Consider the following 25,082-nt stretch of genomic DNA (forward strand, 5'->3'; position numbering starts at 1 on the left):
CCTGGCGCTACCGCAGGACGTTGAACCGCACCTGCGTCCATGCCCCATCGGCCGCCAGCGCGGTCAGGGTGTGTGCGCCCGGGTCGGCAAACTCACGCTGCATCAGCTGCGCGCCACGGGTCTGTGCAATCCAGCGTCCATCCAGCAGCCAGTCCACCGCCTGCTCGCTGCCCAGCGCGCGCAGCTGCAGGCGCACGCCATGCTCGGCATTCGGCGCGCGCGCCAGCGTGGCGCCATCATTGAGCCCGTCGATGTGCAGTGCGACGCTGGCCTCGCGGCCATCATCACGGCAATCCGGCGACAACGGCGGCAGCTGCGAGGCCTCGCGCGTGGCCTTGGACAGCCAGGGCGACAGCAGCGCCGGCCAGCGCGCGATCTCGCGCGCCACTTCTTCATGGGGCGCGCTGCAATCAGCAGACACCCGCAGGCCGCTGCGCGCATCGGCCAGGTAGCGCTGGCGGCCTGGTTGCCAGCGCCGCGCCTCTCGCTCGGGGAAGGTCGGCGGTGCGGCGCCCTCAAGCAGATACGCCGGCATCCGCCGCTGGCACAGCGCCGCCGGCAGGCCTTCGGCCCGCTCGCCGGTCGGCCAGCAGATGTCTTCCTGGCTGACGCTGGCCGGCATCGGTGCGGCAGCCGAGTCACCGCGCTGGCGCGGCAGGCTGTCCACTACCTCGAACATCAGCGGCAGAGCGGTGACCGCGCCGTACTGGCCGGGAAGCGGCGTGCCGTCCGGACGCCCCACCCACACGCCCACGGTGTAGTGGCGGGTGCTGCCGATCGCCCACGCATCGCGGTAGCCATAACTGGTGCCGGTCTTCCAGGCCACGCGCGGGCGGCCACCGACGTCGAACGTGCCGACGCTGTAACCCGGGCGCGGGTTCGACTCCAGCATCTCGCGCACGATCCAGCTGGCCCCCGGCGAGGCCAGGCGGCGCTCGATCATCGGCTCGTCATCGGTGTAGCGCACGCGACCGGCGATGCCGTTGCGGTTCAGCGCAGCGAACGCGCCGACCAGATCCTCCAGGCGCGCGCCGGTGCCGCCCAGGATCAACGACAGGTTGGGCGTGCTGCCGGGCGGGAAGCGCAGCTGGATGCCGGCGTGCGACAGGCGCGCGGCAAAGCGCGCCGCGCCGACCCGCTGCAGCAGGTCCACCGAAGGCACGTTCAGTGACAGCCGCAACGCGCTGGCGGCGCCGATCGGCCCGTTGAACGCCATGTCGAAATTGCCGGGGCGGTAGCTGCCGAAACTCTGCGGTGCGTCGACCAACAGGCTTTCCGAATGGATCAGGCCATCATCCAGCGCCATCGCGTACAGGAATGGTTTGAGCGTGGAGCCCGGCGAGCGCCACGCCTGCACCATGTCCACGTGACCCAGCCGCTGGCGGTCACCGAACGCCAGGGTGCCGACATAAGCGCGCGCCTGCAGGGTCTGGTTGTCGACCACCAGCAGCGCTGCAGACGTGCGTTCCGGCAGCGTCGAGAAGTAGCTGGCCACGCGTTCTTCCAGCGTGCGCTGCAGGCCGATGTCGATGCTGCTCTGGATGCGCGCCTGGCCCGGATGCGCCGAATGCAGGCGCTGGGCCAGCAGCGCGGCGTGCAGCGGCGGCCGCAGCGAGCGTGCCACCACGTTCTCGATGCGCGCGTCCTCCACCTCGTCCGGCGTCCATGCACCCAGTTCGGCCATGCGTGACAGCACCTTGTCGCGCGCCTTCTGCGCCGCTTCCGGGTGGCGGTCCGGGCGCAGCCGGCTCGGCGCCTGCGGCAGCACCGCCAGCAACGCAGCCTCGGCGTGCGACAACTGCGCCGCCGGCTTGCCCAGGTAGGCCCAGCTGGCCGCTTCCACGCCCTCGATGGTGCCCCCGTAAGGCGCGCGCTCCAGGTACAGGGCCAGGATCTGCCGCTTGCTCAGGTGCACTTCCAGCTGCACCGCGCGCAGCATCTGCTTGAGCTTGCCCCACGGCGTGCGCGTGTGCGGGTCGAGGATGCGTGCGACCTGCATGGTCAGGGTCGAACCGCCGGACACGATGCGGCCGCCACGCAGCAGCTGGCCACTGGCACGCAGGATCGCCAGCGGGTTGATGCCCGGATGCCGCCAGAACCAGCGGTCTTCGTAGGTCAGCAGCGCCTGCAGGTACAACGGCGAGACGCTGTCGATCGACGCCGGATAGCGCCACACGCCTTCGGCATCGGCAAATGCACGCAGCGGCGTGCCGTCGGCAGCCACCACCAGGGTGCTGGTATCGCGCTGCTTCGGCAGCGGTGGCGGGAAGGCGACGTCCAGCACCAGCAGCAGCGCCAGCATGGCTGCCGTGCCCCATCGCAGCCACGGCCACAGCGGCCGCAGCCAGCGGCGCAGGGCCGCCAGCCGGGTCGTCATCGTGCGTTTCATTGCAGGTTGCCAGGGGGACGGGCCGCGCCGTCGCGGCCCGTCCGCGCGGTCACGGCTGCACCACCGTGATCGTGGTCGGGTTGCTGCGGCCCACGCCACGCAGCTGCGGGCGGTACATGTCCTCCACCAGCGGCGGCGGCACCGAGTAGGTACCCGGGGTCACCGCGCGCACCAGGTAGAACACGTTGGCCTTGCTGCCACGCGAGAGCTTCAGCGCGGCCACGTAGCGGTCGTCGCGGAACTCTTCGTGCTTGGTATCGGCCGCTTCACCGCGGTCGCTGATGGTGATGCCATCGACCACCACGTCAGCCCACTGCTTCGCATCGCCCAGGTTGAAGTTCTCGATCTCCAGGCCGGCCGGCAGCAGGTCGGTCAGCAGCGCGTCGGGCATCGTGGTATCGGCGGTGACGGTGACGCGCACGATCAGCGCTTCGCCTTCCTTCAGCGGACGCGGCGACCATGGCTTGCCATCGGTGCCGTAGTAGCTGCGCTCGATGCCGAGCACGCTGTTGTCCGGTGCCGGTGCACTGCGCGGGATGCCGGCCACGTCGATGCTGGCGAACATCGGCGGCTGGCCCTGCGGGGTGAAGCGCACGCCACTGGCCAGTTCGCTGGCGCTGAAGTTGCGGCCGAACAGCTTGCGTTCGCCAATCGCCTCGGTCGTACCGCCGATCACCAGCTCACCGGCCACCAGCGCCTTCTGGTTGGCGGCCAAGGCCTTGCCGAGGCGGGCGATGGCCACCTGTTCCTGCGTGCTGAGCCACATCCAGCCAGCATTGCGGCGCGCGTCCAGGCCACGGCCCAGATCCACCGCACGCGCATCCCAGGCCGGCTTGGCCAGCTTGTTCTCGTGGGTCAGCGCGATCATCAGCGCGTCATCACGGATCGCGCTGCCGTAGTCGCCGAAGTACGACGGGCGTTCGATGCTGGACTTGGCGAAGGCCGCGGCCAATGCCGCCTGGCCACGCTTGGCATCGCCCTGCAGCGACAGCGCCACGCCCAGATGGACCAGCGACAGGCCGCCGACCGCCTTGCTGCGCTCGTTGTCATACAGCGTGCGCAGCGTCCCCAGCGGAGCGCGGTTGACCCGGGCCAGCACGTAGCCCGAATACGCCTGGTTGGCGAACTTCAGCTTCTCGCGGTCGTCCTGGCCGTAGAACTGATTGCCACCGGACAGCAGGTCCTCGCTGAGGCGGTTGAGCGCCTTCTGCAGCACGTTGTCGGGCACCGCGAAGCCAGCATCCTTGGCGTCGAGCAGGAACTCGGTGATGTAAGGGGTCAGCCACGGGTTCACGTAGCCATCGTCACCCCACATCGAGAAGTTGCCGTTGGCCACCTGCATCGACGCCAGGCGACCAAACGCGCCTTCCATGCGCTCGCGGCGGGTCTTGGCGTCCAGGCCGTCGGCGCCAAGCATCGACGACGTGGCCTGGTCCAGGATCAGCGCGGCGTAGCCCTTGCTGGTGGTCTGCTCGGCACAGCCATACGGGTAGTTCAACGCGCCCTGCAGCGCACTGGCGAACGGGATCGGCGGCAGCGGGCTGACCAGCAGGCGCGCATTCACCGACTCGGACATCAGGCCATCGGTCAGGCTGTTGTCGAGGCTGACCGCAGCCAGCGGATCGAGCGTGCGCACCTGCGAACGCAGCACCTGCGGCCAGGCCGCACGCACCGGCAGCTCGTAACGGCGGTCAGCCTTGAAGCCGTTGCCGTCCACGCGCACGCGCACCTTGGCCACGCTGTGGCCCTCGCGTGCCGACAGCGGGAAGCTCAGCGTGGTCTTGGCATCGGCATTCAACTGCACGCTGCGGCTGCCCTCGCCCAGGTTCAGCGGGCCCTCGCTTTCCACCTTCACGTTGAACTGGCCGGGCTTGCCGGTGAAGTTCTGCACGTCCAGGGTCACGGTGCTGCGGTCGCCCGGCGCCAGCACGCGCGGCATGCTGGCCTCGGCCAGGATCGGCGCACGCACCACGGTTTCCACGTCGCGCTTGCCGTACTGGTCATCGCTGTAGACCAGTGCCGACACGCGCAGGGTGCCGTTGAAGTCGGGCACCTTCAGGCGGATGCGGGCGATGCCCTTGGCATCGAGCTGCACCGGGCCGGAGAACAGGTCCACGGTCTGCACGCGGGCGGTGGGGCGCTTGGCCTGCGGCAACGCCTGCAGCGCCATGTCACCGCCGAACTTCAGCTTGCCGGCGCCACCGTCGAAGCTCTCGATCACCCGGCTGTAGATGTCGTAGGCATCAATGCCGAGACGACGCTGCGCGAAGAAGTGCGCGCCGGCATCCGGCACCGGGAAGCGGGTGATGTTGAGGATGCCCACGTCCACCGCCGACACGGTGACGTGTGCGGTCTTGCCCGCCAGCTGCGGTGCGCTGACGGTTACCGGCAGGTCCTGCTCCGGGCGCATCTGCTTGGGCGCGACCAGGCCGACGGCCACGGTGCGGCCCTTGCGGTCCATCGGCACATGCACCACGCCCACGGCACGGGCCGGGGTGATCTTGCTCGGCGCACTGCCGCCACGGAACACCAGCGCGGTGATGTAGACGTCGTGCCGCTCCCAGTCGGCGGTGACCGGAATCTTGAAGGTCGAACCCGGCTTGGCCTCGATGTCCTGCACGTACAGCATGCGGTCGGTCTCGACCATCAGGATGCCCTTGCCAGCGTGCGGCGGGGTCACCGTCACTTCCAGCGTGTCACCGGCCTTGTAGCCGGTCTTGTCCAGGCCCAGCTTGACCTTGTCCGGGCGTGCGTCCAGGCCGCGGTTGTCATCGCCCCAGCTCCAGCCGGCGCGGAACGGGTAGCGGCTGGTCAGGCCGGTGGACGGATCGAACACGTCCACCCGGTACTCGCCCCACTCCACCGGGAAATCGAAGGCGACCGCGCTGCTGCCGGCATCGACGGTACGGGTTTCCTTGTTCTCGAAGCGGCGGGTGAAATCGTAATCCCAGCGGTTGTCGTTGAAGGTCCAGTGGTAATCGCGCAGTTCGCGCACCAGGGTGACCTTCAGGCCCTTGGCCGGCTGCGGGTTACCGGCGGCGTCCACGCGCATCAGCTCGAAGCGCGCATTGCCGTTGGAATCGGCGCCATCATCGGGGTTGAACAGCGGGCGCACGCCGACCAGCGCATTGGCCGGCCACATCACCCGCTTCAGGGTACGGGTGACCGTGCGGCCACCGGTTTCATACAGGCTGCCGGACAGCACCACCGCGATCGGCGCCTTGGCCTTGGCCGCCTCTTCCGGCAATGCCACGTCCTCGCGCAGCTGGCCATTGGCCGGCAGCGTGGTATCGACCACGTCCTTGGCTTCGCGCGGCAGCTGCAGGGTCGGGTCGCCGAAGAAATACCCCGGCAGGCCGTCCACCGGCTTCTGTTCGGCCGCCACCGCCATGCGCGCGGTGAAGCGGTTGCCATCGGCCGGCGCGCCATACAGGTACGCGCCATTGGCCTGCAGGCGCAGCGCCTCGCCCGGCTTCAGGGTCTTCTGCGCGCTGTCCAGGTCCAGCTTCATGCGCTCGGGCAGGAACTCCTCGATGCGCAGGGTCATGCCCTGGATCGCTTCCTTGCTGGCCGGGTCGGTGCGGAACTCGACCTGCCAGCGCCCGGTCGGCGCCTCGGCCGGAATCACCTGTTCGAAGTTGATGTAACCCTGGTCGCCCGGCTGCAGGCGGGTCTCACGGAAGGTCTTGCCGTCGGGCTGCTTCAGGCGCAGGAATACCGGCTGAGCCTTGACCGGCTTGCCATCGTTGTCGCGCAGCAGTGCGGACAGGCGCACGGTCTCGCCCGGGCGATACAGGTCACGCCCCGACCACGCGTAGACGTCGAACCAGGCATTGTCACGACCGGCCACGGCGAATTCGCTCAGGTCCAGCGCCGGCTGGTTGAACGGCAGGAAGCTGGTGTCCTTGCCGCTGCTGGCGACCAGCACGTGGGTCGCATCCAGGGTGTAGTTCAGCAACGCGTTGCCGTTGCCGTCGGTGCTGCCCTTCAGCACCACCTCGCCCTTGGCATCGAGTACGCGCAGGTCGATGCCCTTCAGCGGCGCGCCGTCCTTCAGGCCGGCGGTGTGCACGAACAGCTTGTCCTTGTAGGCACGGGTATGCAGGCCGATGTCACTGACCGAGAAGAACGCGGTATCGAACTCGCCTTCATAGTCACCGGTACGCTTGAGCAGGGCGAAATACAGGCCCGACTCCTGCAGCTCCTTGATGTCCTGGGTCGGCAGGTAGGTCAGCACCCGCTCGTTCTGCTTGCCACCGAGGATGAAGCGGTTGACGTAGACCGGTTCGGCCAGCTTGTTGATCGGGCTGCGCTCATAGTCGCTGCTCAGTTCCCAGCTGCCACGGCGGCCGCCGCGCTGGTACTGGCTGAAGAAGGTCGGCAGGTCCTTCTCGCGCACGCGCAGGAACTCGACGTCGACCTCCGGCACGTTCACCGAGACCACCGGCAGGCCGCGGCTGTCCTTGGCCGGAAGCACGCTGCCCTGCGAAGCGAAGCCGACCACCGGCTTCAGTTCGCCGCTGAATACCTTCTGCTTGAGTTCCTTGCCGAGACGGCTGCCATCGGCGGCCAGCAGGTCGGCCGAGACCACCAGGCTGAATTCCTTGCCGGCCTCGACGAACGGGTAGCGCAGGGTCAGGCCGTCGTCGGACAGCGTCCAGCTGCTGTCATCGGTGCCGACCTTCTCTTCGAAGCGCACCAGCTTGTCGAAGTCCTGGGTGCCGACCAGCGGGCGCGAGAACTCCAGCGCCAGCGACAGGCCGTCATTCTTCTGGTCCGGGTAGGCGCGCAGCAGGGTGAATTCCTTCACCTGCTCGGCTTTGGCGGTGATCGCTTCACCGCTGGTCTTGGGCAACTGCCCGCTGTCGTTGCGGCAGCCGGCCAGGCCCAGCAACAGGCCTCCTGCCAGTACCGCCGCCGCCCATCCCCACCGCTTCCGCCGCGCCGGACCGCTCATATCGTCACTCCTTGATCGAGGTGGCCATTATAGGCGCGCCGCGTCAAGGTGTTGACGCGAATCCGGCAATTGCCCGGGGCGGGTAGTGCCGGCCGCTGACCGGCAGGACCGGTAGCCGCCAACCTTGGTTGGCGCCCTCATGCCAACCAAGATTGGCACCCACCAACGCGCCCCTACCCCGGCAGGTACAGGTCCACGTAGTCGGTCACCGGCATCGCCGCCAGTGCCACCGGGTCCAGCGACGCGGCCAGGATGCGTTGCTGCTGGACGGTCGGGAAACGGTGGGCCAGGTGCCGGCGGAACTTGTCCATCAGCAGCGGGATGCCTTCCTCGCGGCGCCGGGCGTGACCGAGCGGGTACTCCACCAGCACCTCCGGCAGTTCGCTGCCATCGGTGAAACGCACGCTCAGGCCGTTGGCAATGCTGCGCTTGTCCGGGTCAAGGTAATCGGCGCTGAGCCGCGGATCCTCATGGCAGGCCATCTTCGCGCGCAGCGCGTCGATGCGCGGATCGGCGGCAACGTCGTCCTCGTAATCCTCGGCCACCAGCCGCCCATGCAGCAGCGCGATGGCGACCATGTACTGCACGCAGTGGTCACGGTCGGCCGGATTGTGCAGCGGGCCCTGCTTGTCGATGATGCGGATGCAGGCTTCCTGGGTGCGGATCGCGATGTGCGCGATGTCTTCGACCCGGCGCCCCGTCGCGCGCAGCTGCTGGTGCAGCGTGATCGCGGCCTCGACCGCGGTCTGGCCGTGGAACTCGGCCGGGTAGCTGATCTTGAACAGCACGTTCTCCATCACATAACTGCCCAGCGGCCGCCCCAGCGTCAGCTGCTGGCCATGCATCGACACTGCCTCAAAGCCCCAGGTCGGTGCGCTCAGCACGCTTGGGTAACCCATCTCGCCACTGGCCGCCATCAAGGCGAGGCGCACGCCACGGCTGGTCGCATCGCCCGCCGCCCAGCTCTTGCGCGAGCCGGTGTTGGGCGCATGACGGTAGGTCCGCAGCGCCTGGCCATCGACCCAGGCCAGCGACAGCGCATTGAGCATGCGTTCGCGATCCAGCCCGAGCAGGTGCGCGACCACCGCGGTGGTGGCCACCTTGACCAGCACCACATGGTCCAGCCCGACCCGGTTGAACGAATTCTGCAGGGCCAGCACGCCCTGGATCTCGTGCGCCTTGATCATCGCCAGCAGCACGTCGTGCAGGGTCGGCGGCGGGCGACGCAGGGCCTGTGCGTTTCGTCCCAGCCAATCACAGACGGCGAGGATGCCGCCGAGATTGTCCGACGGATGCCCCCATTCGGCGGCCAACCAGGTGTCGTTGAAATCCAGCCAGCGCACCATCGCGCCGAGGTTGAAGGCGGCCTGCACCGGGTCCAGCACGTAGTGCGTACCCGGCACGCGCGCGCCGTTGACCACGCTGATGCCCGGCACCAGCGGCCCGAGCAGCTTGCTGCAGGCCGGGAAGGACAACGCTTCCAGCCCGCAGCCCAGCGTATCGAGCAGGCAGTGATGCGCGGTCTGGAACGCCAGCGGTGAGTCGATGCGCGCGTCGCGCACGTAGTCGACAATGTCCACCAGCAGCGCATCCCACGCTGCACGTTCGTTGGATGGAACGGGGTTGCTGGACATCGTCGATCTCCTCGTTGCGGTGCACGGTTGCCCGTGCACCAAGCCAACCAAGGTTGGCAGCTACCAGAGCACTATTCGGCCGGCACCCGCACCTTGCCTTCCATCAATACGCGGGCACTGCGGCTCATGATGGCCTTGGTCACCGTCCACTGGCCGTCAACGCGGCCGGCCTGCGCGCCCACGCGCAGCGTGCCGGAGGGATGGCCGAAGGTCACCGCCTCGCGTTCGCCGCCACCGGCGGCACGATTGACCAGGGTGCCTGGAATCGCCGCCGCGGTGCCGATCGCCACGGCCGCGGTACCCATCATCGCGTGGTGCAGCTTGCCCATCGACAGCGCACGCGCGTGCAGGTCGATGGCCGAGGCCGCAATGGCCTTGCCGCTGGACGATACGTAGTCCTGTGCCGGCGCCACGAAGGCCACCTTCGGCGTGTGCTGGCGGGTCGCCGCGTCTTCAAGTTTCGAGATCAGGCCCATGCGCAGCGCTCCATGCGCACGGATGGCTTCGAACTTCTGCAGCGCCGCCTTGTCCTCGTTGATCGCCGGCTGCAGTTCGGTGCCGGTGTAGCCCAGATCGGCGGCGTTGAGGAAGATGGTCGGAATACCGGCGGTGATCATGGTCACCTCGAAGCTGCCCACGCCGGGTACGTCGAGGGTGTCCACCAGATTGCCGGTGGGGAACATCGCGCCGGCATCACCGTCGTCGGAGGGATCGATGAATTCCAGCTGGATTTCGGCGGCCGGGAAGGTCACGCCATCCAGCTCGAAATCGCCGGTCTCCTGCACTTGGCCATCGCGCATCGGCACGTGGGCGATGATGGTCTTGCCGATGTTGGCCTGCCAGATGCGCACAGTACACAGGCCATCGCGCGGCACGCGGGCCGGATCGATCAGGCCGTTGGCAATCGCGAACGGGCCGACCGCGGTGCTGAGATTGCCGCAGTTGCCGCTCCAATCGACGAAGGCGGTTTCGATCGAGACCTGGCCGTACAGATAATCCACGTCGTGGTCAGGCACCGAAGCGGCGGAAATGATCACGCACTTGCTGGTGCTGGAGGTGGCACCGCCCATGCCGTCGGTCTGCTTGCCATACGGATCGGGCGAACCGATCACGCGCATCAGCAGTGCATCGCGTGCGGCGCCCGGCACCTGCGCGGCTTCAGGCAGATCCTGCAGGCGGAAGAACACGCCCTTGCTGGTGCCACCGCGCATGTAGGTGGCGGGAATACGGAGTTGCGGAAGGAAGCTCATGACATTCTCGATAAGGTAAGGAACACGCACTACGCAGGCTGCAACCGCTGTCGCCGACGATCTGCGGCGGAGGCCCCCTGCTGCCAGCGGAACAGATACAGGATGACCAGTTTGGTGCTGCCGCTCACCACGGCCAGCAGCAGCAACGGCCATCCCATCTGCATCCCCATGGCGAAGGCAAACACGATCGTCGACAGGTCCATCAGCAGGATCAACTGACTCATCCGCAGCGACACTGCACCGGTATGGCCATTGCGCAGGATCAGCAGGATCTGATGCGTGTAGCCCTGCGCCAGCAAGGCAGTAATGACCACTATCATCGCGCTGGCGACTACCCTGCCCTCATCCACATGCCGGTCACCCCAGGCCAGCCCGGCCAGTGCGCAGAGCAACAACAGGGCGGCTGTCAGCACGCTGGTCGTAGCGGAGCGGCTCCGTCGGTCGCGCCAGATCTCCACCAGGATGGCCATGACCAGTAGCGACGCGAGCAAGCGCGGCCAGACAATGAAGTGATTGAACGGCGTGATGCTGTAGCCATAGACGAAGAAGGACAGGTAGGCCAGGAAGCTGACCGTGAACTGGTTCAGCGAAAGCACCGCAGTGGCGCTGTCAGCCGCGCCCGCACGTTCCCGGCGGCGGCGCACCAGCCGCAGCTGCGCGCCCACACCCAACAGGCTCAGCAGGATGAAGGCGGTGTTGACCGTACCTGCGATGTTGTAGAACGCGGTTCCCATGCAGATGGGGCAACGCCCCTCTCCTTCGTGACCACCGCCATGCGGGCCGAAGCCAGCATGGCGGCAACTCGACACAAGGCAGCCAGCCGCTGCCTTACGCCACCTTGGCGCCTTCCAGGAAGTCCTGGGCGAAGCGCTGCAGCACGCCGCCGGCCTCGTAGATCGCCACTTCCTCATCGCTGTCCAGGCGGCAGGTGACCGGCACGATCACGTCCTGGCCATCGCGGCGATGGATGACCAGGGTCAGCTCGGCACGCGGAGTACGCTCGCCGACCACGTCGAAGGTCTCGGTGCCGTCGATGCCCAGGGTCAGGCGGGTGGTGCCCGGCTTGAACTCCAGCGGCAGCACGCCCATGCCGATCAGGTTGGTGCGGTGGATGCGTTCAAAGCCTTCGGCCACGATCGCTTCCACGCCAGCCAGGCGCACGCCCTTGGCAGCCCAGTCACGCGAGCTGCCCTGGCCGTAGTCGGCACCGGCGATGATGATCAGCGGCTGCTTGCGGTCCATGTAGGTTTCGATCGCTTCCCACATGCGCATGACCTTGCCTTCCGGCTCCACGCGCGCCAGCGAACCCTGCTTCACGCTGCCGTCGTCGTTGCGCACCATCTCGTTGAACAGCTTCGGATTGGCGAACGTGGCGCGCTGCGCGGTCAGGTGGTCGCCGCGGTGGGTGGCGTACGAATTGAAGTCTTCTTCCGGCAAACCCATCTTCGCCAGGTATTCACCAGCGGCACTCGACGCCATGATCGCGTTGGACGGCGACAGGTGGTCGGTGGTGATGTTGTCCGGCAGCACCGCCAGCGCGCGCATGCCGGCCAGCGTGCGCTCACCGGCCAATGCACCCTCCCAGTACGGCGGGCGGCGGATGTAGGTGCTCTGCGGGCGCCAGTCGTACAGCGGGCTGACCGCAGCGCCATGTTCAACGCGCACGTTGAACATCGGGTTGTAGACCTTGCGGAACTGCTCGGGCTTCACCGAGGCCTTCACCACGGCATCAATTTCAGCATCGCTCGGCCAGATGTCCTTCAGGCGCACCTCGTTGCCGTCGGCGTCCACGCCCAGCACGTCCTTCTCGATATCGAAGCGGACGGTACCGGCGATGGCGTAGGCGATCACCAGCGGCGGCGAAGCCAGGAAGGCCTGCTTGGCGTACGGATGGATGCGGCCATCGAAGTTGCGATTGCCCGACAGCACAGCCGTGGCGTACAGGTCACGATCGATGATTTCCTGCTGGATCTTCGGGTCCAGCGCGCCACTCATGCCGTTGCAGGTGGTGCAGGCGAACGCCACGATGCCGAAACCCAGCTGTTCCAGGTCCGGCAGCAGGCCGGACTCTTCCAGGTACAGCTGCACGGCCTTGGAACCCGGCGCCAGCGACGACTTCACCCACGGCTTGCGCTGCAGGCCACGCGCATTGGCATTGCGCGCCAGCAGCGCGGCGGCGATCACGTTGCGCGGATTGGAGGTATTGGTGCAGCTGGTGATGGCCGCGATGATCACCGCGCCATCGGGCATCAGGCCCTGCGCCTGCTCGGCCTTGCCCGCTTCCAGCTTGGCTTCGTCGGCGATGCCGCGCTCGGCCAGCTCGGCGGTGGCCACGCGCTTGTGCGGGTTGGACGGCCCGGCCATGTTGCGCACCACGCTGGACAGGTCGAAACGCAGCACGCGCTCGTACTGCGCGGTGGCCAGGTCATCGGCCCACAGGCCGGTGGTGCGCGCGTAGTTTTCCACCAGCGCCACCTGCGACTCCTCGCGGCCGGTCAGGCGCAGGTAGTCGATGGTCTGCGCGTCGATGTAGAACATCGCCGCGGTCGCGCCGTATTCCGGGCACATGTTGGAGATGGTGGCGCGGTCACCGATGGTCAGTGCCGCCGCACCCTCGCCGAAGAATTCAAGCCACGCGCCGACCACGCGCTCCTTGCGCAGGAACTCGGTCAGGGCCAGCACCACGTCGGTGGCGGTGATGCCCGGCTGCGGGCGACCACTCAGTTCGACGCCGACGGTATCGGGCAGGCGCATCCACGAGGCGCGGCCGAGCATCACGTTCTCCGCCTCCAGTCCGCCTACACCGATCGCGATCACACCCAGCGCATCCACGTGCGGGGTATGGCTGTCGGTGCCCACGCAGGTATCGGGGAACGCAACACCGTCCTGCACGTAGACCACCGGCGACATCTTCTCCAGGTTGATCTGATGCATGATGCCGTTGCCGGGCGGAATCACGTCCACGTTCTGGAACGCCAGCTTGGTCCAGTCGATGAAGTGGAAGCGGTCTTCGTTGCGGCGATCCTCGATGGCGCGGTTCTTCTCGAACGCCTGCGGGTCGTAACCACCACACTCCACCGCCAGCGAGTGATCGACGATCAGCTGCACCGGCACCACCGGATTGACCTTGGCCGGATCACCGCCCTTGTCGGCGATCGCATCGCGCAGACCAGCCAGATCGACCAATGCGGTCTGGCCGAGAATGTCATGGCAGACCACGCGGGCCGGGAACCACGGGAAATCGAGGTCGCGGCGGCGCTCGATCAACTGCTTCAGCGAGTCACTGAGCGTGGCCGGATCGCAGCGGCGCACCAGGTTCTCGGCCAGCACGCGCGAGGTGTACGGCAGGGTGGCATAGGCGCCGGGCTGGATCGCATCGACGGCGGCACGCGCGTCGAAATAGTCCAGCGCGCTGCCGGGAAGGGTCTTGCGGTAATCGGTATTCATGGGCTGGCGGAGTGCTTGAGGCGGGCCGGGTGCCGGCGGTGCGGCGGCGAAAGCACCCGGCCGGCATAGGGCCGGCCGGATGGATACAGCAGGTGGATCAGACGCGCTTGTCGATGGCGACGAAGTCGCGGTCTTCCGGGCCGATGTAGTTGGCACTCGGGCGGATGATCTTGCCGTCGATGCGCTGCTCGACGATGTGTGCGCTCCAGCCGGCGGTGCGGGCGATCACGAACAGGGGGGTGAACATGGCGGTCGGCACGCCCATCATGTGGTAGCTGACGGCGCTGAACCAGTCCAGGTTCGGGAACATCTTCTTGATGTCCCACATCACCGATTCCAGGCGCTCGGCGATGTCGTACATCTTCATGCTCGACTGTTCTTCGGACAGCTCGCGGGCGACGTCCTTGATCACCTTGTTGCGCGGATCGGAGACGGTGTAGACCGGGTGGCCGAAACCGATCACCACTTCCTTGCGCTCGACGCGGGCCTTGATGTCTTCCTCGGCCTCATCCGGGTTGTCGTAGCGCTTCTGCACTTCGAACGCCACTTCGTTGGCGCCGCCATGCTTCGGGCCGCGCAGCGCGCCGATGCCACCGCAGATCGCGCTGTACATGTCGCTGCCGGTGCCGGCGATGACGCGGCAGGTGAAGGTCGAGGCGTTGAACTCGTGCTCGGCGTACAGGATCAGCGAGGTGTGCATCGCCTTCACCCACGAATCCTGCGGCTTCTCGCCATGCAGCAGGTGCAGGAAGTGGCCGCCGATCGAGTCATCGTCGGTTTCCACATCGATGGCGCGGCCGTTGTGGCTCCAGTGGTACCAGTACAGCAGCATCGAGCCGAGGCAGGCCATCAGCTTGTCGGCGATGTCACGCGCGCCCGGGTGGTTGTGGTCGTCCTTCTCCGGCGCCACGCAGCCGAGCACCGACACGCCGGTGCGCATCACGTCCATCGGGTGCGCCGACGGCGGCAGCTCCTCCAGCGCGGCCTTCACCGCAGCCGGAATGCCACGCAGCGACTTCAGCTTGGCCTTGTACGAAACCAGCTCGGCGCGGGTCGGCAGCTTGCCGTGCACCAGCAGGTAGGCGATTTCCTCGAACTCGCTGGTGTTGGCCAGGTCCAGGATGTCGTAGCCACGGTAGTGCAGGTCGTTGCCGCTGCGGCCGACGCTGCACAGCGCGGTGTTGCCGGCGGCGGTGCCGGACAGGGCGACGGACTTCTTCGGCTTGAAGGTCGGGGTTGCGGTCGTATCGTTCATGTTTTCCCTCCGAAAACTGATGGTGCAGGGTACTGCTTATTTCTTGGCGGCGAACAGTGCATCGAGCTGCTGCTCGAAGGCGTGGTAGCCGATGCGGTCGTAGAGTTCTTCGCGGGTCTGCATGGTCTCCACCACGTTGCGCTGGTGGCCATCACGGCGCACCGCCTGGTAGACGTTCTCCGCCGCCTTGTTGGCCGCGCGGAACGCGGACAGCGGGAACAGCTGGATGGCCACGCCGGCCGAGGCCAGTTCATCGCGACTGAACAGCGGGGTTGCGCCGAATTCGGTGATGTTGGCCAGCACCGGCACCTTCACCGCGTCGACGAAGCGACGGTAGGTGTCCAGGTCGTAGGCGGCCTCGGCGAAGATGCCATCGGCACCGGCCTCGACACAGGCGATGGCGCGCTCGATGGCCTTGTCCACGCCGTCCACCTGGATGGCGTCGGTACGTGCGATCAGGAAGAAGTCCGGATCGGTCTTGGCGTCAGCTGCGGCCTTCACGCGGTCGACCATTTCACCCTGCGACACGATCTCCTTGCCCGGGCGGTGGCCGCAGCGCTTGGCGCCGACCTGGTCTTCGATATGACAGGCCGCGGCGCCGGCCTTGATCAGCGACTTCACGGTGCGCGCGATGTTGAACGCGCTCGGACCGAAGCCGGTGTCGATGTCGACCATCAACGGCAGGTCGCAGACATCGGTGATGCGACGCACATCCACCAGCACGTCTTCCAGGGTGTTGATGCCCAGGTCCGGCAGGCCCAGCGAGCCGGCGGCAACGCCGCCACCGGACAGGTAGATGGCGCGGAAGCCGGCGCGCTTGGCCAGCAGGGCGTGGTTGGCGTTGATCGCGCCGATCACCTGCAGCGGCGATTCGGCAGCCAGCGCCTCACGGAAGCGGGCACCGGCGGAAAAAGGAGTGGAAGCGGTCATGCGGCAATCCAGGTTGAAGAACGCAGGGGTAGGCGCAAACACCGTGCCAAGCTGCAAGCGGTTGATTTCAAAGGCATGACCATGGCGCAGCAGTGAAACATATGAAACATTGAAACGGATGTATCATGAAACATCATTCGTCCTTGCCACCGCCATGTACCTGCCCCGCTCGCCCCTGCGCCATGCCGACACCGACCCCGGCCGCCCGGTGATCTGGACGGTCAGCGTCTCGCGCCTGACCGGCCTGCTCGGCGACGTCATTCCCGAGTTCGACCGCCGTGCGCGCATCGAGCAGATCAACCTCGGCTTCGAGGAAGCGGTGGACGTGATCGGCCAGCGCCTGCGCCGCGAGCACTGCGACGTGGTCATCGCCGGTGGCTCCAACGCCGCCTGGCTGCGCGGCCGGCTCGACCTGCCGCTGGTGCCCATCCAGGCCAACGGCTTCGACCTGATGGAGGCACTGGCGCGTGCACGGCGCATCGCCAGCCGCATCGGCCTGGTCACCCACGCCAGTGACGTACCGGTATTCAGCAACTTCCAGCAGAGCTTCGGCCTGGATATCGAGCATCGGCGCTTTGTCACCCGCGAGGACGCGCGCGACTGCATCGCAGACCTGCGCGCCAACGGCATCGAGGTGATCGTCGGCACCGGCATGGCCATCGACCACGCCGAGCAGGCCGGCCTGCCGGGCGTGCTGCTGTATTCGGCCGATTCGGTGCGGCAGGCGTTTGAACACGCACTGGAACTGACCCAGGCCCTGGCCCGCTCCGGTGGCACCCGCCCTGCCCCGCGTCGCCGCGCCGCGTCGCGCGCCGATGCGCATGAGCTGCTCGGCGACAGCGACGCGATGGCGCAGGTGCGCGCACAGATCGCGCTGTATGCGCCGCATGACAGCACCGTGCTGGTCAGCGGCGAGACTGGCACCGGCAAGGAACTGGTCGCGCGCCAGCTGCATGCGGCCAGTGGTCGTCGTGGACGCTTCGTGGCGCTGAACTGCGGTGCGATCAGCGAATCATTGCTGGAGGCCGAGCTGTTCGGTTACAGCGATGGCGCCTTCACTGGCGCGCGGCGGGGGGGCCGTGTCGGCCTGGTCGAGGCGGCCGATGGCGGCACTCTGTTCCTGGATGAAATCGGCGAACTGCCACTACCGCTGCAGACCCGCCTGCTGCGGGTGCTGGAAGAACGCGAAGTGCTGCGCGTGGGTGCCACCGAACCCACCCCCGTGGATCTGCGCGTCGTCGCTGCCACGCTGCAGTCACTGGAACAGCGCGCCGCCGCCGGAAGTTTCCGCCGCGACCTGTATTACCGCCTGGCTGCGCTGCGCATTGCCCTGCCCGCGCTGCGTGCGCGGCGCAGTGACATTGCGCTGCTGACACAGCATTTCTTCCGCCAGCTGCGTGGCATCGACGCGCCGCTGGACGAGGCTGCAATGACCACACTGACCAACGCCGAATGGCCCGGCAACGTGCGAGAGCTTCGCAACCTGGTGGATCGCCTGCGCATCCACTGGCAGCCGGGCGAAGAATTGATCAACACCGCGCGGTTGATGCAGCTGGCACCGGAGCTGATGCGCGAGGGCACCCCTGCCATGCCGGTGGAAAGCAACGGCAAGCGCCCCCCGCGTGCGCAGCTGGAAGCCGTGCTGCAGGAACACCGCAATGACCGCGAAGGCATGGCGCAGGCGCTGGGCGTGTCACGCACCACGCTATGGCGCTGGCTGCGCGCGGAAGGGCTGTAGAGTCGAGCTTGCTCGACTAGAGAAAATCAGCCGAGCATGGCTCGGCCCCACAGAAAAGCAGTCGAGCAAGCTCGACTCTACAGATTGCGCGAGCGCGCCCAGCGTGCCTCGATGGCGAAGCGGCCACTGCCCACTGCCGCTATCCACAGCAACAGCACGCCCAGTGGCACTTCGCTCAGGTAGAAGAACCAGCTCAGCCAGTCCGGCACGCTCAGTCCTGCCGGAATGCGCGCAATGCCATCGGTCAGCGCCGCCACCGCGCAGATCGCGGCCAGCAGCAGGGCAGACGGGCGACTGAGCAGGCCCAACACCAGCAGTCCACCCGCAATCCACTCAATTGCGCCGAGCACCGGCGCATTGAACACCGGGAACGGAATGCCGGCATCGACCAGCGTATGCACCATGCGTTCGCGGCCGGCCTCGGTGAACACCTTGTTCCAGCCGGAGACGCAGAACATTACCCCGGCCACGATGCGGGCAAGCAGCAGAAGAGACGCTTCCACGCCACGGCGCGGTGATGGCACGGCAAACAGGCAACGCCAGGAGGGCATGGCAACTCCGGATGTCGAGGGAATCGATCGCAGTGTGCCGGTTGGCAGCCTGCTCGCAGATGAAGCGGGCCAGTCCGAACACGACAACCCGCTTTCGTAGAGTCGAGCTTGCTCGACTGGGTATAGAGCAGTCGAGCAAGCTCGACTCTACGAAAGCGGCCGAGCATGGCTCGGCCCTACAGAGGACACGTCAGCCGGGCCGCATCATTCACGGGTACAGCAGCCGCTTGCTCCAGCGCCCTTCGGCACCGGCCTCATAGCACCAGCGCTCGTGCAGGCGGAACTGCGCGCCGTACCAGAACTCGATGCGGTCAGGCACCACGCGCAGGCCGCTCCAGCCTTCCGGTCGCGGCACGTCCTTGCCCTCGAAGCGGGCTTCGATCTCGGCCACGCGCGCGTCGAATTCCTCACGCGTCGCCAGCGTCTTCGACTGCTGCGAAGCCCACGCGCCGATCTGGCTCATGCGCGGGCGGCTGGCGAAATAGACATCGGCTTCGGCATCGGCGACCTGTTCGACACGGCCTTCGATGCGCACCTGGATACCCGCCTCGCGCAGGCTGCGCCACAGGAACAGCAGCGCGGCCTGCGGATTGGCCTGCAGTTCCCGGCCCTTGTGGCTGTCCAGGTGGGTGTAGAACACGAAGCCGCGCTCGTCGAACGCCTTCAGCAGCACGGTGCGCGCGGAGGGGCGGCCCTGCGCATCAGCGGTGGCCACGGTCATCGCGTTCGGCTCGACCTCGCGGCTCTGCTTGGCCTCTTCGAACAGGCCGGCAAACGTGGACAGGGCTTCGGCGTACAGGTCGCTCATGATTGCGTTCTTCTCACACGGTTTGGGCTATTGTGGCGGCATGGTCGCTGCTGCGTATATGCCCCAGGTGAAAGGATTCCCCGAAACATTGGCCGAGCGGGTTCTGGACGATGTGCTGGGCAGCGGCATGACGGTTCCAGTATTGGCGATCAGCGGCCTGCAGGGGAGCGGCAAATCGACGCTGGCCGCGCAGGTGGTGGCACGCGCCCAGGCACGCGGCCTGAACGCGGCCACGCTGTCGATCGATGACGTCTACCTCACCCGGGTGCAGCGTCAACGGCTGGCCCGCCAGGTGCATCCGCTGCTGATCACCCGTGGCCCACCCGGCACCCACGATCTGCCACTGGCCCACGCCGTGCTCGACGCCGTGGCCGCGCGCCAGCCCTTCGCAATGCCACGCTTCGACAAGCTGGCCGATGAGCGCCTGCCCGAGGCGCAGTGGCCTCGCCTGCAACAACCGCTGGACCTGCTGGTATTCGAAGGCTGGTTCCTCGGCACGCCCGCGCAGGATGAAGAGGCGCTGGAAAGCCCGCTGAACGCACTGGAACGCGAGGCCGACACCGATGGCCGCTGGCGGCGCTGGTGCAACCAGGCGCTGGCCCGCGACTACCCGGCGCTGTGGCAGCGCTGCCACCGCCTGTGGTTCCTGCAGCCACCGGACTTCTCGGTGGTGCCGCGCTGGCGCTGGCAGCAGGAACAGAATCTACAGGCGGCACAGCCGGGCCGGCACGGCATGAGCCGGCCGCAGCTGGAGCGCTTCGTGCAGTACTACGAGCGGGTCAGCCGCCAGGCGCTGCAGGCCCTGCCCGCCCTGGCCGACCACGTGGTGGTGCTGGACGGGCAGCGCCAGGTGCAGGACGTGCGCTGAGGCCATCTACTCCACCAGGAACGTCACCCGCAGGTTGACCCGCCATTCGGTGATCTCGCCGCTGCCGTTGGTGACCACCTTGGTCTCGTTCACCCAGGCGCCCTGGATGCCCTTGACCGTCTCGGAAACCTTCTTCAGCCCGCTGCGCACCGCGTCCTCCACACTTTTCGGCGAGGAGGCGGTGATTTCGATGACCTTGGCGACCGTCATGGCCTGTACTCCGGCTGGCGCGGGAGACCCCGCAGGAACGCCTACCCTGACGTGAAGAACGTAAAGGCCGGGGCACGGAGGTGTTAGCATCAGAGGGCATGAATCCTGCTCCGAACCTGATCCTGATCGGCCCGATGGGCGCCGGCAAAACCTGCATCGGCCGCCGCCTGGCCGAGCGCTTCACGCTGGACTTCGTCGATGTCGACCAGGCCATCGTCGATGCCGCCGGCGCCAGCATCCCCACCATTTTCGAGCATTCGGGCGAAGCCGGCTTCCGCAGCCATGAACGCGAGGCGCTGGCGCGCGTGCTGGAAGGCCGTGGCCAGCTGGTCTCCACCGGCGGCGGTGCGGTGCTGGACCCCGGCAACCGTGCGCTGATCGCCCAGCGCGGCTTCGTGGTCTACCTGCGGGTCAGTGTGGCCGCGCAGCTGGAACGCCTGGCCCGCGACAAGGGCCGGCCGTTGCTGCAGCGCCCGGACCGCGAGCAGGTGCTGCACGATCTGGCCGCACACCGCGACCCGCTGTACCGCGAGCTGGCCGACCTCACCCTCGATACCGACCCATACACCGCTGCCGACGCGACCGCCCATCTGGTGGTCAAGCTGGCCACGCAATGGCAGCGCCAGGACCTGACCGCATGACTTTCCCCGCACCGCTGCAGGTCGCCGTTGGCGGCGACCGTCCCTACACCATCACCATCGGCGCTGGCGCCCAGGCCGACGGCGCCGCGCTGGCCTCGCACGTACGCGGCCGCCATGTGCTGCTGCTCAGCGACAGTGAAGTGGCGCCGCGCTATCTGGCGTCGGTGAAGCAGACGCTGCTGGCGGCACGTCCCGACCTGATCATCGGCGAACACGTGCTGGCTGCGGGCGAAGCCTCCAAGACCCTGGCCGAGTTCGGCCGCGCCATCGAAGCGCTGGCCACGTTGGGTGCCACCCGCGATGCCTGCGTGTTCGCGCTGGGCGGCGGCGTGGTCGGCGACCTGGCGGGCTTCGCTGCGGCGTGCTGGATGCGTGGCGTGGACTGCGTGCAGTTGCCGACCACCCTGCTGGCGATGGTCGATTCGTCGGTGGGCGGCAAGACCGCGGTGGACATTCCGGCCGGAAAGAACCTGGTCGGCGCCTTCCACCCGCCACGCGCGGTGATCGCTGATACCCGCGTGCTGGCCACCCTGCCACCGCGCGAACTGCGTGCCGGCCTGGCCGAAGTGGTGAAGTACGGTGCGCTGGGCGATGCCGCCTTCTTCGACTGGCTGCAGCAGAATGCCGAGGCGCTGGTTGCTGGCGAAGACGGCGTGCTGTCCGAAGCGATCGCACGCAGCTGCCGGCACAAGGCCGCGATTGTCGAACGCGATCCGTTCGAGAAGGGCGAGCGCGCCCTGCTCAACCTCGGCCACACCTTCGGCCATGCCATCGAGACCGAACAGGGTTACTCGGCCCCCGGCCGCGATGCGCTGAACCACGGCGAAGCGGTGGCGGTGGGCATGGTGCTGGCGGCAAAGCTGTCCACCGATCTCGGCCTGGCCGACGACGCCGACCGCGTGCGCCTGCAGGCGCTGCTTGAGCGCCTCGGCCTGCCGGTGGCGATCCCGGCCGGGCTGGACCCGCAGGCCCTGCTCGGCCGCATGCGGCTGGACAAGAAGAACGTGGCCGGCCGCCTGCGCCTGGTGCTGTGGCGGGGCATGGGCCGTGCCGAAGTGGTGCCGGACGTGGATGAGGCAGCGGTGCTGAAGGTGCTGTCGGCCCGGTAGTGCCGGCCGCTGGCCGGCAATCCTCCCGCGCAGCCCGGTAGTGCCGGCCGCTGGCCGGCTTCCCCGTTGCTGACATTGCCGGCCAGCGGCCGGCACTACCGCGTTGCGGCAGGGGTCACCCGTGCCCCGCTACAATCAGTGCCATGCACGTCTACCTGCAACATCCCGATGCCGGTGCCCAGGCACCGCGCTTCCTGCGCCTGAGCCTGCAGCCGGACCTGTTCGGCGGTTGGGAACTGCTGCGTGAGAGCGGTCGCGTCGGTGGCCGCTCGCAGCTTCGGCGCGAGCTGTTCCTGCAGGCCGATGAAGCACGCCATGCCTTCGAGAAGGCCCGTGATGCCGAACTGCATCGCGGCTTCCAGATCCTTTCGCACGGCGACTGACGCCGCTGCCAACTTTCGCCCAAGGAATGCCCATCGTGACCAGCCCTCTCCGCAACGATCGCCTGCTGCGCGCCCTGCGCCGCGAACCGGTGGACTGCACCCCCGTCTGGTTGATGCGCCAGGCCGGCCGCTACCTGCCGGAATACCGTGCGACCCGGGCCAAGGCCGGCAGCTTCCTGGCCATGGCCAAGACCCCGGAGATCGCCTGCGAAGTCACCCTGCAGCCGCTGCGCCGCTTCCCGCTGGACGCGGCCATCCTGTTCTCGGACATCCTCACCATTCCCGATGCGATGGGCCTGGAGCTGTACTTCGTCGAAGGCGAAGGCCCGAAATTCCGCCACCCGGTGCGCGATGAAGCCGCCATCGCCAGGCTGGCAGTGCCGGACATGGAACAGGACCTGGGCTATGTGATGGACGCGGTGCGGCTGATCCGCCGCGAGCTGGACGGCCAGGTGCCGCTGATCGGCTTCTCCGGCAGCCCGTGGACGCTGGCCTGCTACATGGTGGAAGGCGGCGGCAGCAAGGACTTCTCGCGCATCAAGGCCATGGCGCTGAACCACCCGCAGGCCCTGCACCGCCTGCTGGAAGTGACCACCGAGGCGGTGATCGCCTACCTCGGCGCGCAGCGCGCCGCCGGTGCGCAGGCGCTGCAGGTGTTCGACACCTGGGGCGGCGTGCTGTCGCCGGCGATGTACCGCGAGTTCTCGCTGCGCTACCTGCAGCGGATTGCCCAGGGCCTGGACCGTGGCGCAGGCAGCGAGCGTACGCCGCTGATCCTGTTCGGCAAGGGCACCGGCCTGCACCTGGAAGCGCTGTCGCAGACCGGCGCCGATGCGCTCGGCCTGGACTGGACGCTGGACCTGGACGAGGCCCTGCGCCGCACCGGCGGCCGCGTCGCCCTGCAGGGCAACCTCGACCCGACCACGCTGTACGCCTCGCCTGATGCCATCGCCGCGGCCGCCGCGCGCGTGCTCGACACCTACGCCGCCGGCAATGGCGGTTCGCGCGAGGGCCATGTGTTCAACCTCGGCCACGGCATGTCACCGGACATGGACCCGACACACGTGCAGGTACTGGTCGACGCGGTGCACGCGCACAGCCAGCGCTGAGCATTGCGCAGGCAACCACGGCGCGATGTTGATCGCGCCGTGACCCGCATTGCGCGATCATGGCATCCCCCACGCTGCACCGGCCGCACGCCATGTCCACATCGTCATCGAATTACACCCGCCACCGCCCCCTGCTGTGGCTGGTGTCGCTGGCGATCTTCATGCAGATGCTGGATTCGACCATCGTCAACACGGCCTTGCCGGCGATGGCGGCCAGCCTGGGCGAGAGCCCGCTGCAGATGCAGTCGGTGGTGTTCAGCTACGCGCTGGCGGTCGCCACCTTCATTCCCGCCTCCGGCTGGATCGCCGACCGCTATGGCACGCGGCGCACCTTCCTGGTGGCGATCATCCTGTTCACTCTCGGCTCGCTGGCCTGCGCGCTGGCCCAGCACCTGCACCAGCTGGTCGGTGCGCGCGTGCTGCAGGGCATCGGCGGCGCGATGCTGCTGCCGGTCGGTCGCCTGGCGGTGATGCGTTCGGTGTCGCGCGAGGATTTCCTGCGCGCGATGAGCTTCATCGCCATTCCGGCCCTGATCGGCCCGTTGATCGGCCCGACGCTGGGCGGCTGGCTGGTCGAGATCGCGTCCTGGCACTGGGTGTTCCTGATCAACCTGCCGATCGGCGTGATCGGTTTCATCGCCGCGATGAAGATCATGCCCGACCACTACGCCAGCCATCGCACCCGCTTCGACCTGCGCGGCTACGTCATGCTGGCCTTCGCGATGGTGGTGTTGTCGCTGGCGCTGGACGGCATCTCCGGCCTCGGCACGCCGCACGCGCTGGTGATGCTGATGACCGTTGCCGGCCTGGCAGCGCTGGTGGGCTACTGGCTGCACGCGGCCAACTCCACCGCGCCGTTGTTCTCGCTGGCACTGTTCCGCGTGCCCAGCTACCGCATCGGCATCCTTGGCAACCTGTTCTCGCGCATCGGCAGCAGTGCCATGCCGATGCTGATCCCGCTGCTGCTGCAGGTCGGCCTGGGCCTGGGCCCAATGAACGCCGGCCTGATGATGGTGCCCGTCGCTGCGGCCGGCATGGTGTCGAAGAAGCTGGCGGTGAAGCTGGTCGAGCGCTACGGCTACCGCCGCGTGTTGATGGTCAACACCGTGCTGGTGGGGCTGGCGATGGCCAGCTTCATCCTGATGACACCGGGCCAGCACCTGGCGTGGCGCCTGCTGCAGCTGGCGTTCTTCGGTGCGGTCAATTCGCTGCAGTTCACCGTGATGAACACCGTGACCCTGCGCGATCTCGACCGCGAGTTCGCCAGCTCCGGCAACAGCCTGCTGTCGATGGTGATGATGCTCGCCGCCGGTTTCGGTGCCGCGGCGGCGGGCAGCCTGCTGGCTGCGTTCGGTACCCACCTGGACAGCAACAGTGCCACCGCTGCGCTGCATGCCACGTTCCTGTGCGTGGGTGCGATCACGCTGACGTCGACGATGATTTTCTGGCAGTTGCCGGACACCAAGCCCGAACCGCGGCAGGTCGAGCACGTCGCGGAGTGAAGGGGTCGACAGGGCCTGCGGCCCTGCACCTGCTACAGGCAACGGCAACAGCTGAAACAGCAGCCAAAGCGGTATTCCGTGGGATGGCGGGGCGGTGCCGGGTTGCGGGGACGCCGTGAACCCGTCCATGGGGGCTTGGCCGCGGCATCCATGCCGCGGACACCCCGCAACCCGACACCGCCCCACCTCTGACAGATGGTCGCTGCTGTTGGTGGGTGTCGACCTTGGTCGACACATCGGTCAGAAATCGAAATACATCTGGGGTCAGATCCGTTTTCCTTCGGAAAACGGATCTGACCCC

The 25,082-nt window shown here is 67.5% G+C and carries 18 protein-coding genes; 7 read left to right on the forward strand and 11 right to left on the reverse strand.

From position 1 onward, the window contains the following. Positions 1 to 7 precede the first annotated feature (7 nt). The 8 genes from pbpC to prpB form a co-directional block, all read right to left on the reverse strand. The gene (gene pbpC, locus K5L94_RS16770; RefSeq protein ID WP_053450506.1) at positions 8 to 2,389 is read right to left on the reverse strand and encodes a penicillin-binding protein 1C; all 2,382 of its coding nucleotides are present in this window, start codon (positions 2,387 to 2,389) and stop codon (positions 8 to 10) included. Positions 2,390 to 2,438: 49 nt separating this feature from the next. Continuing rightward, on the reverse strand, positions 2,439 to 7,346 hold the full coding sequence (locus tag K5L94_RS16775; RefSeq protein ID WP_274510902.1) for an alpha-2-macroglobulin family protein: 4,908 nt from the start codon (positions 7,344 to 7,346) through the stop codon (positions 2,439 to 2,441). Positions 7,347 to 7,519: 173 nt separating this feature from the next. Then, a complete protein-coding gene (locus tag K5L94_RS16780; protein WP_053450508.1) occupies positions 7,520 to 8,980 on the reverse strand; it encodes a bifunctional 2-methylcitrate dehydratase/aconitate hydratase in 1,461 nt (486 codons plus the stop codon). Positions 8,981 to 9,051: 71 nt separating this feature from the next. Further along, positions 9,052 to 10,230, reverse strand: coding sequence for a 2-methylaconitate cis-trans isomerase PrpF (gene prpF / locus K5L94_RS16785; protein ID WP_053450509.1), 1,179 nt, complete (start codon positions 10,228 to 10,230; stop codon positions 9,052 to 9,054). Positions 10,231 to 10,259: 29 nt separating this feature from the next. Continuing rightward, complete coding sequence (locus K5L94_RS16790; RefSeq protein ID WP_053450510.1) at positions 10,260 to 10,964, reverse strand: hypothetical protein; 705 nt, start codon at positions 10,962 to 10,964, stop codon at positions 10,260 to 10,262. Positions 10,965 to 11,058: 94 nt separating this feature from the next. Further along, positions 11,059 to 13,677: a Fe/S-dependent 2-methylisocitrate dehydratase AcnD gene (gene acnD, locus K5L94_RS16795; RefSeq protein ID WP_053450511.1), complete on the reverse strand. Its 2,619-nt coding sequence runs from the start codon at positions 13,675 to 13,677 to the stop codon at positions 11,059 to 11,061. Positions 13,678 to 13,774: 97 nt separating this feature from the next. After that, positions 13,775 to 14,932, reverse strand: coding sequence for a bifunctional 2-methylcitrate synthase/citrate synthase (gene prpC, locus K5L94_RS16800; RefSeq protein WP_008265338.1), 1,158 nt, complete (start codon positions 14,930 to 14,932; stop codon positions 13,775 to 13,777). 36 nt (positions 14,933 to 14,968) lie between these two features. Further along, positions 14,969 to 15,862: a methylisocitrate lyase gene (gene prpB, locus K5L94_RS16805; RefSeq protein WP_010482769.1), complete on the reverse strand. Its 894-nt coding sequence runs from the start codon at positions 15,860 to 15,862 to the stop codon at positions 14,969 to 14,971. A 154-nt stretch (positions 15,863 to 16,016) separates the two neighbouring features. Between prpB and prpR the strand changes: the two genes are divergently transcribed. Beyond that, the gene (gene prpR, locus K5L94_RS16810) at positions 16,017 to 17,600 is read left to right on the forward strand and encodes a propionate catabolism operon regulatory protein PrpR (protein ID WP_274510903.1); all 1,584 of its coding nucleotides are present in this window, start codon (positions 16,017 to 16,019) and stop codon (positions 17,598 to 17,600) included. Positions 17,601 to 17,677: 77 nt separating this feature from the next. On the opposite strand, the gene K5L94_RS16815 is transcribed toward prpR, so the two are convergent. Together K5L94_RS16815 and pdxH are read right to left on the reverse strand one after the other, a co-directional pair. Beyond that, positions 17,678 to 18,151, reverse strand: a complete 474-nt coding sequence (locus tag K5L94_RS16815; RefSeq protein WP_053450513.1) for a DoxX family protein — start codon at positions 18,149 to 18,151, stop codon at positions 17,678 to 17,680. 208 nt (positions 18,152 to 18,359) lie between these two features. Then, a complete protein-coding gene (gene pdxH / locus K5L94_RS16820) occupies positions 18,360 to 18,959 on the reverse strand; it encodes a pyridoxamine 5'-phosphate oxidase (protein WP_053450514.1) in 600 nt (199 codons plus the stop codon). Between the two features lie 40 nt (positions 18,960 to 18,999). Between pdxH and K5L94_RS16825 the strand changes: the two genes are divergently transcribed. Next, positions 19,000 to 19,827, forward strand: a complete 828-nt coding sequence (locus K5L94_RS16825; RefSeq protein WP_053451365.1) for a kinase — start codon at positions 19,000 to 19,002, stop codon at positions 19,825 to 19,827. A gap of 6 nt (positions 19,828 to 19,833) precedes the next feature. On the opposite strand, the gene K5L94_RS16830 is transcribed toward K5L94_RS16825, so the two are convergent. Further along, positions 19,834 to 20,037 (reverse strand): dodecin family protein, encoded by a 204-nt coding sequence (locus tag K5L94_RS16830; RefSeq protein ID WP_005410663.1) that lies wholly within the window; start codon positions 20,035 to 20,037, stop codon positions 19,834 to 19,836. A 98-nt stretch (positions 20,038 to 20,135) separates the two neighbouring features. Between K5L94_RS16830 and K5L94_RS16835 the strand changes: the two genes are divergently transcribed. From K5L94_RS16835 to mdtD, 5 genes are all read left to right on the forward strand, one after another. Then, positions 20,136 to 20,678: a shikimate kinase gene (locus tag K5L94_RS16835; protein WP_010482764.1), complete on the forward strand. Its 543-nt coding sequence runs from the start codon at positions 20,136 to 20,138 to the stop codon at positions 20,676 to 20,678. Further along, complete coding sequence (gene aroB / locus K5L94_RS16840; RefSeq protein WP_274510904.1) at positions 20,675 to 21,787, forward strand: 3-dehydroquinate synthase; 1,113 nt, start codon at positions 20,675 to 20,677, stop codon at positions 21,785 to 21,787. The genes K5L94_RS16835 and aroB overlap by 4 nt, the downstream gene beginning before the upstream one ends. 143 nt (positions 21,788 to 21,930) lie before the next feature. Further along, a complete protein-coding gene (locus K5L94_RS16845) occupies positions 21,931 to 22,170 on the forward strand; it encodes a WGR domain-containing protein (RefSeq protein WP_019660053.1) in 240 nt (79 codons plus the stop codon). A gap of 26 nt (positions 22,171 to 22,196) precedes the next feature. Further along, positions 22,197 to 23,279 (forward strand): uroporphyrinogen decarboxylase, encoded by a 1,083-nt coding sequence (gene hemE / locus K5L94_RS16850; RefSeq protein WP_053512071.1) that lies wholly within the window; start codon positions 22,197 to 22,199, stop codon positions 23,277 to 23,279. Between the two features lie 92 nt (positions 23,280 to 23,371). Then, positions 23,372 to 24,781, forward strand: coding sequence for a multidrug transporter subunit MdtD (mdtD, locus tag K5L94_RS16855; RefSeq protein WP_049457960.1), 1,410 nt, complete (start codon positions 23,372 to 23,374; stop codon positions 24,779 to 24,781). Positions 24,782 to 25,082 lie beyond the last annotated feature (301 nt).

Source organism: Stenotrophomonas forensis, from assembly GCF_028752115.1.
Classification (GTDB): Bacteria; Pseudomonadota; Gammaproteobacteria; order Xanthomonadales; family Xanthomonadaceae; genus Stenotrophomonas; species Stenotrophomonas forensis.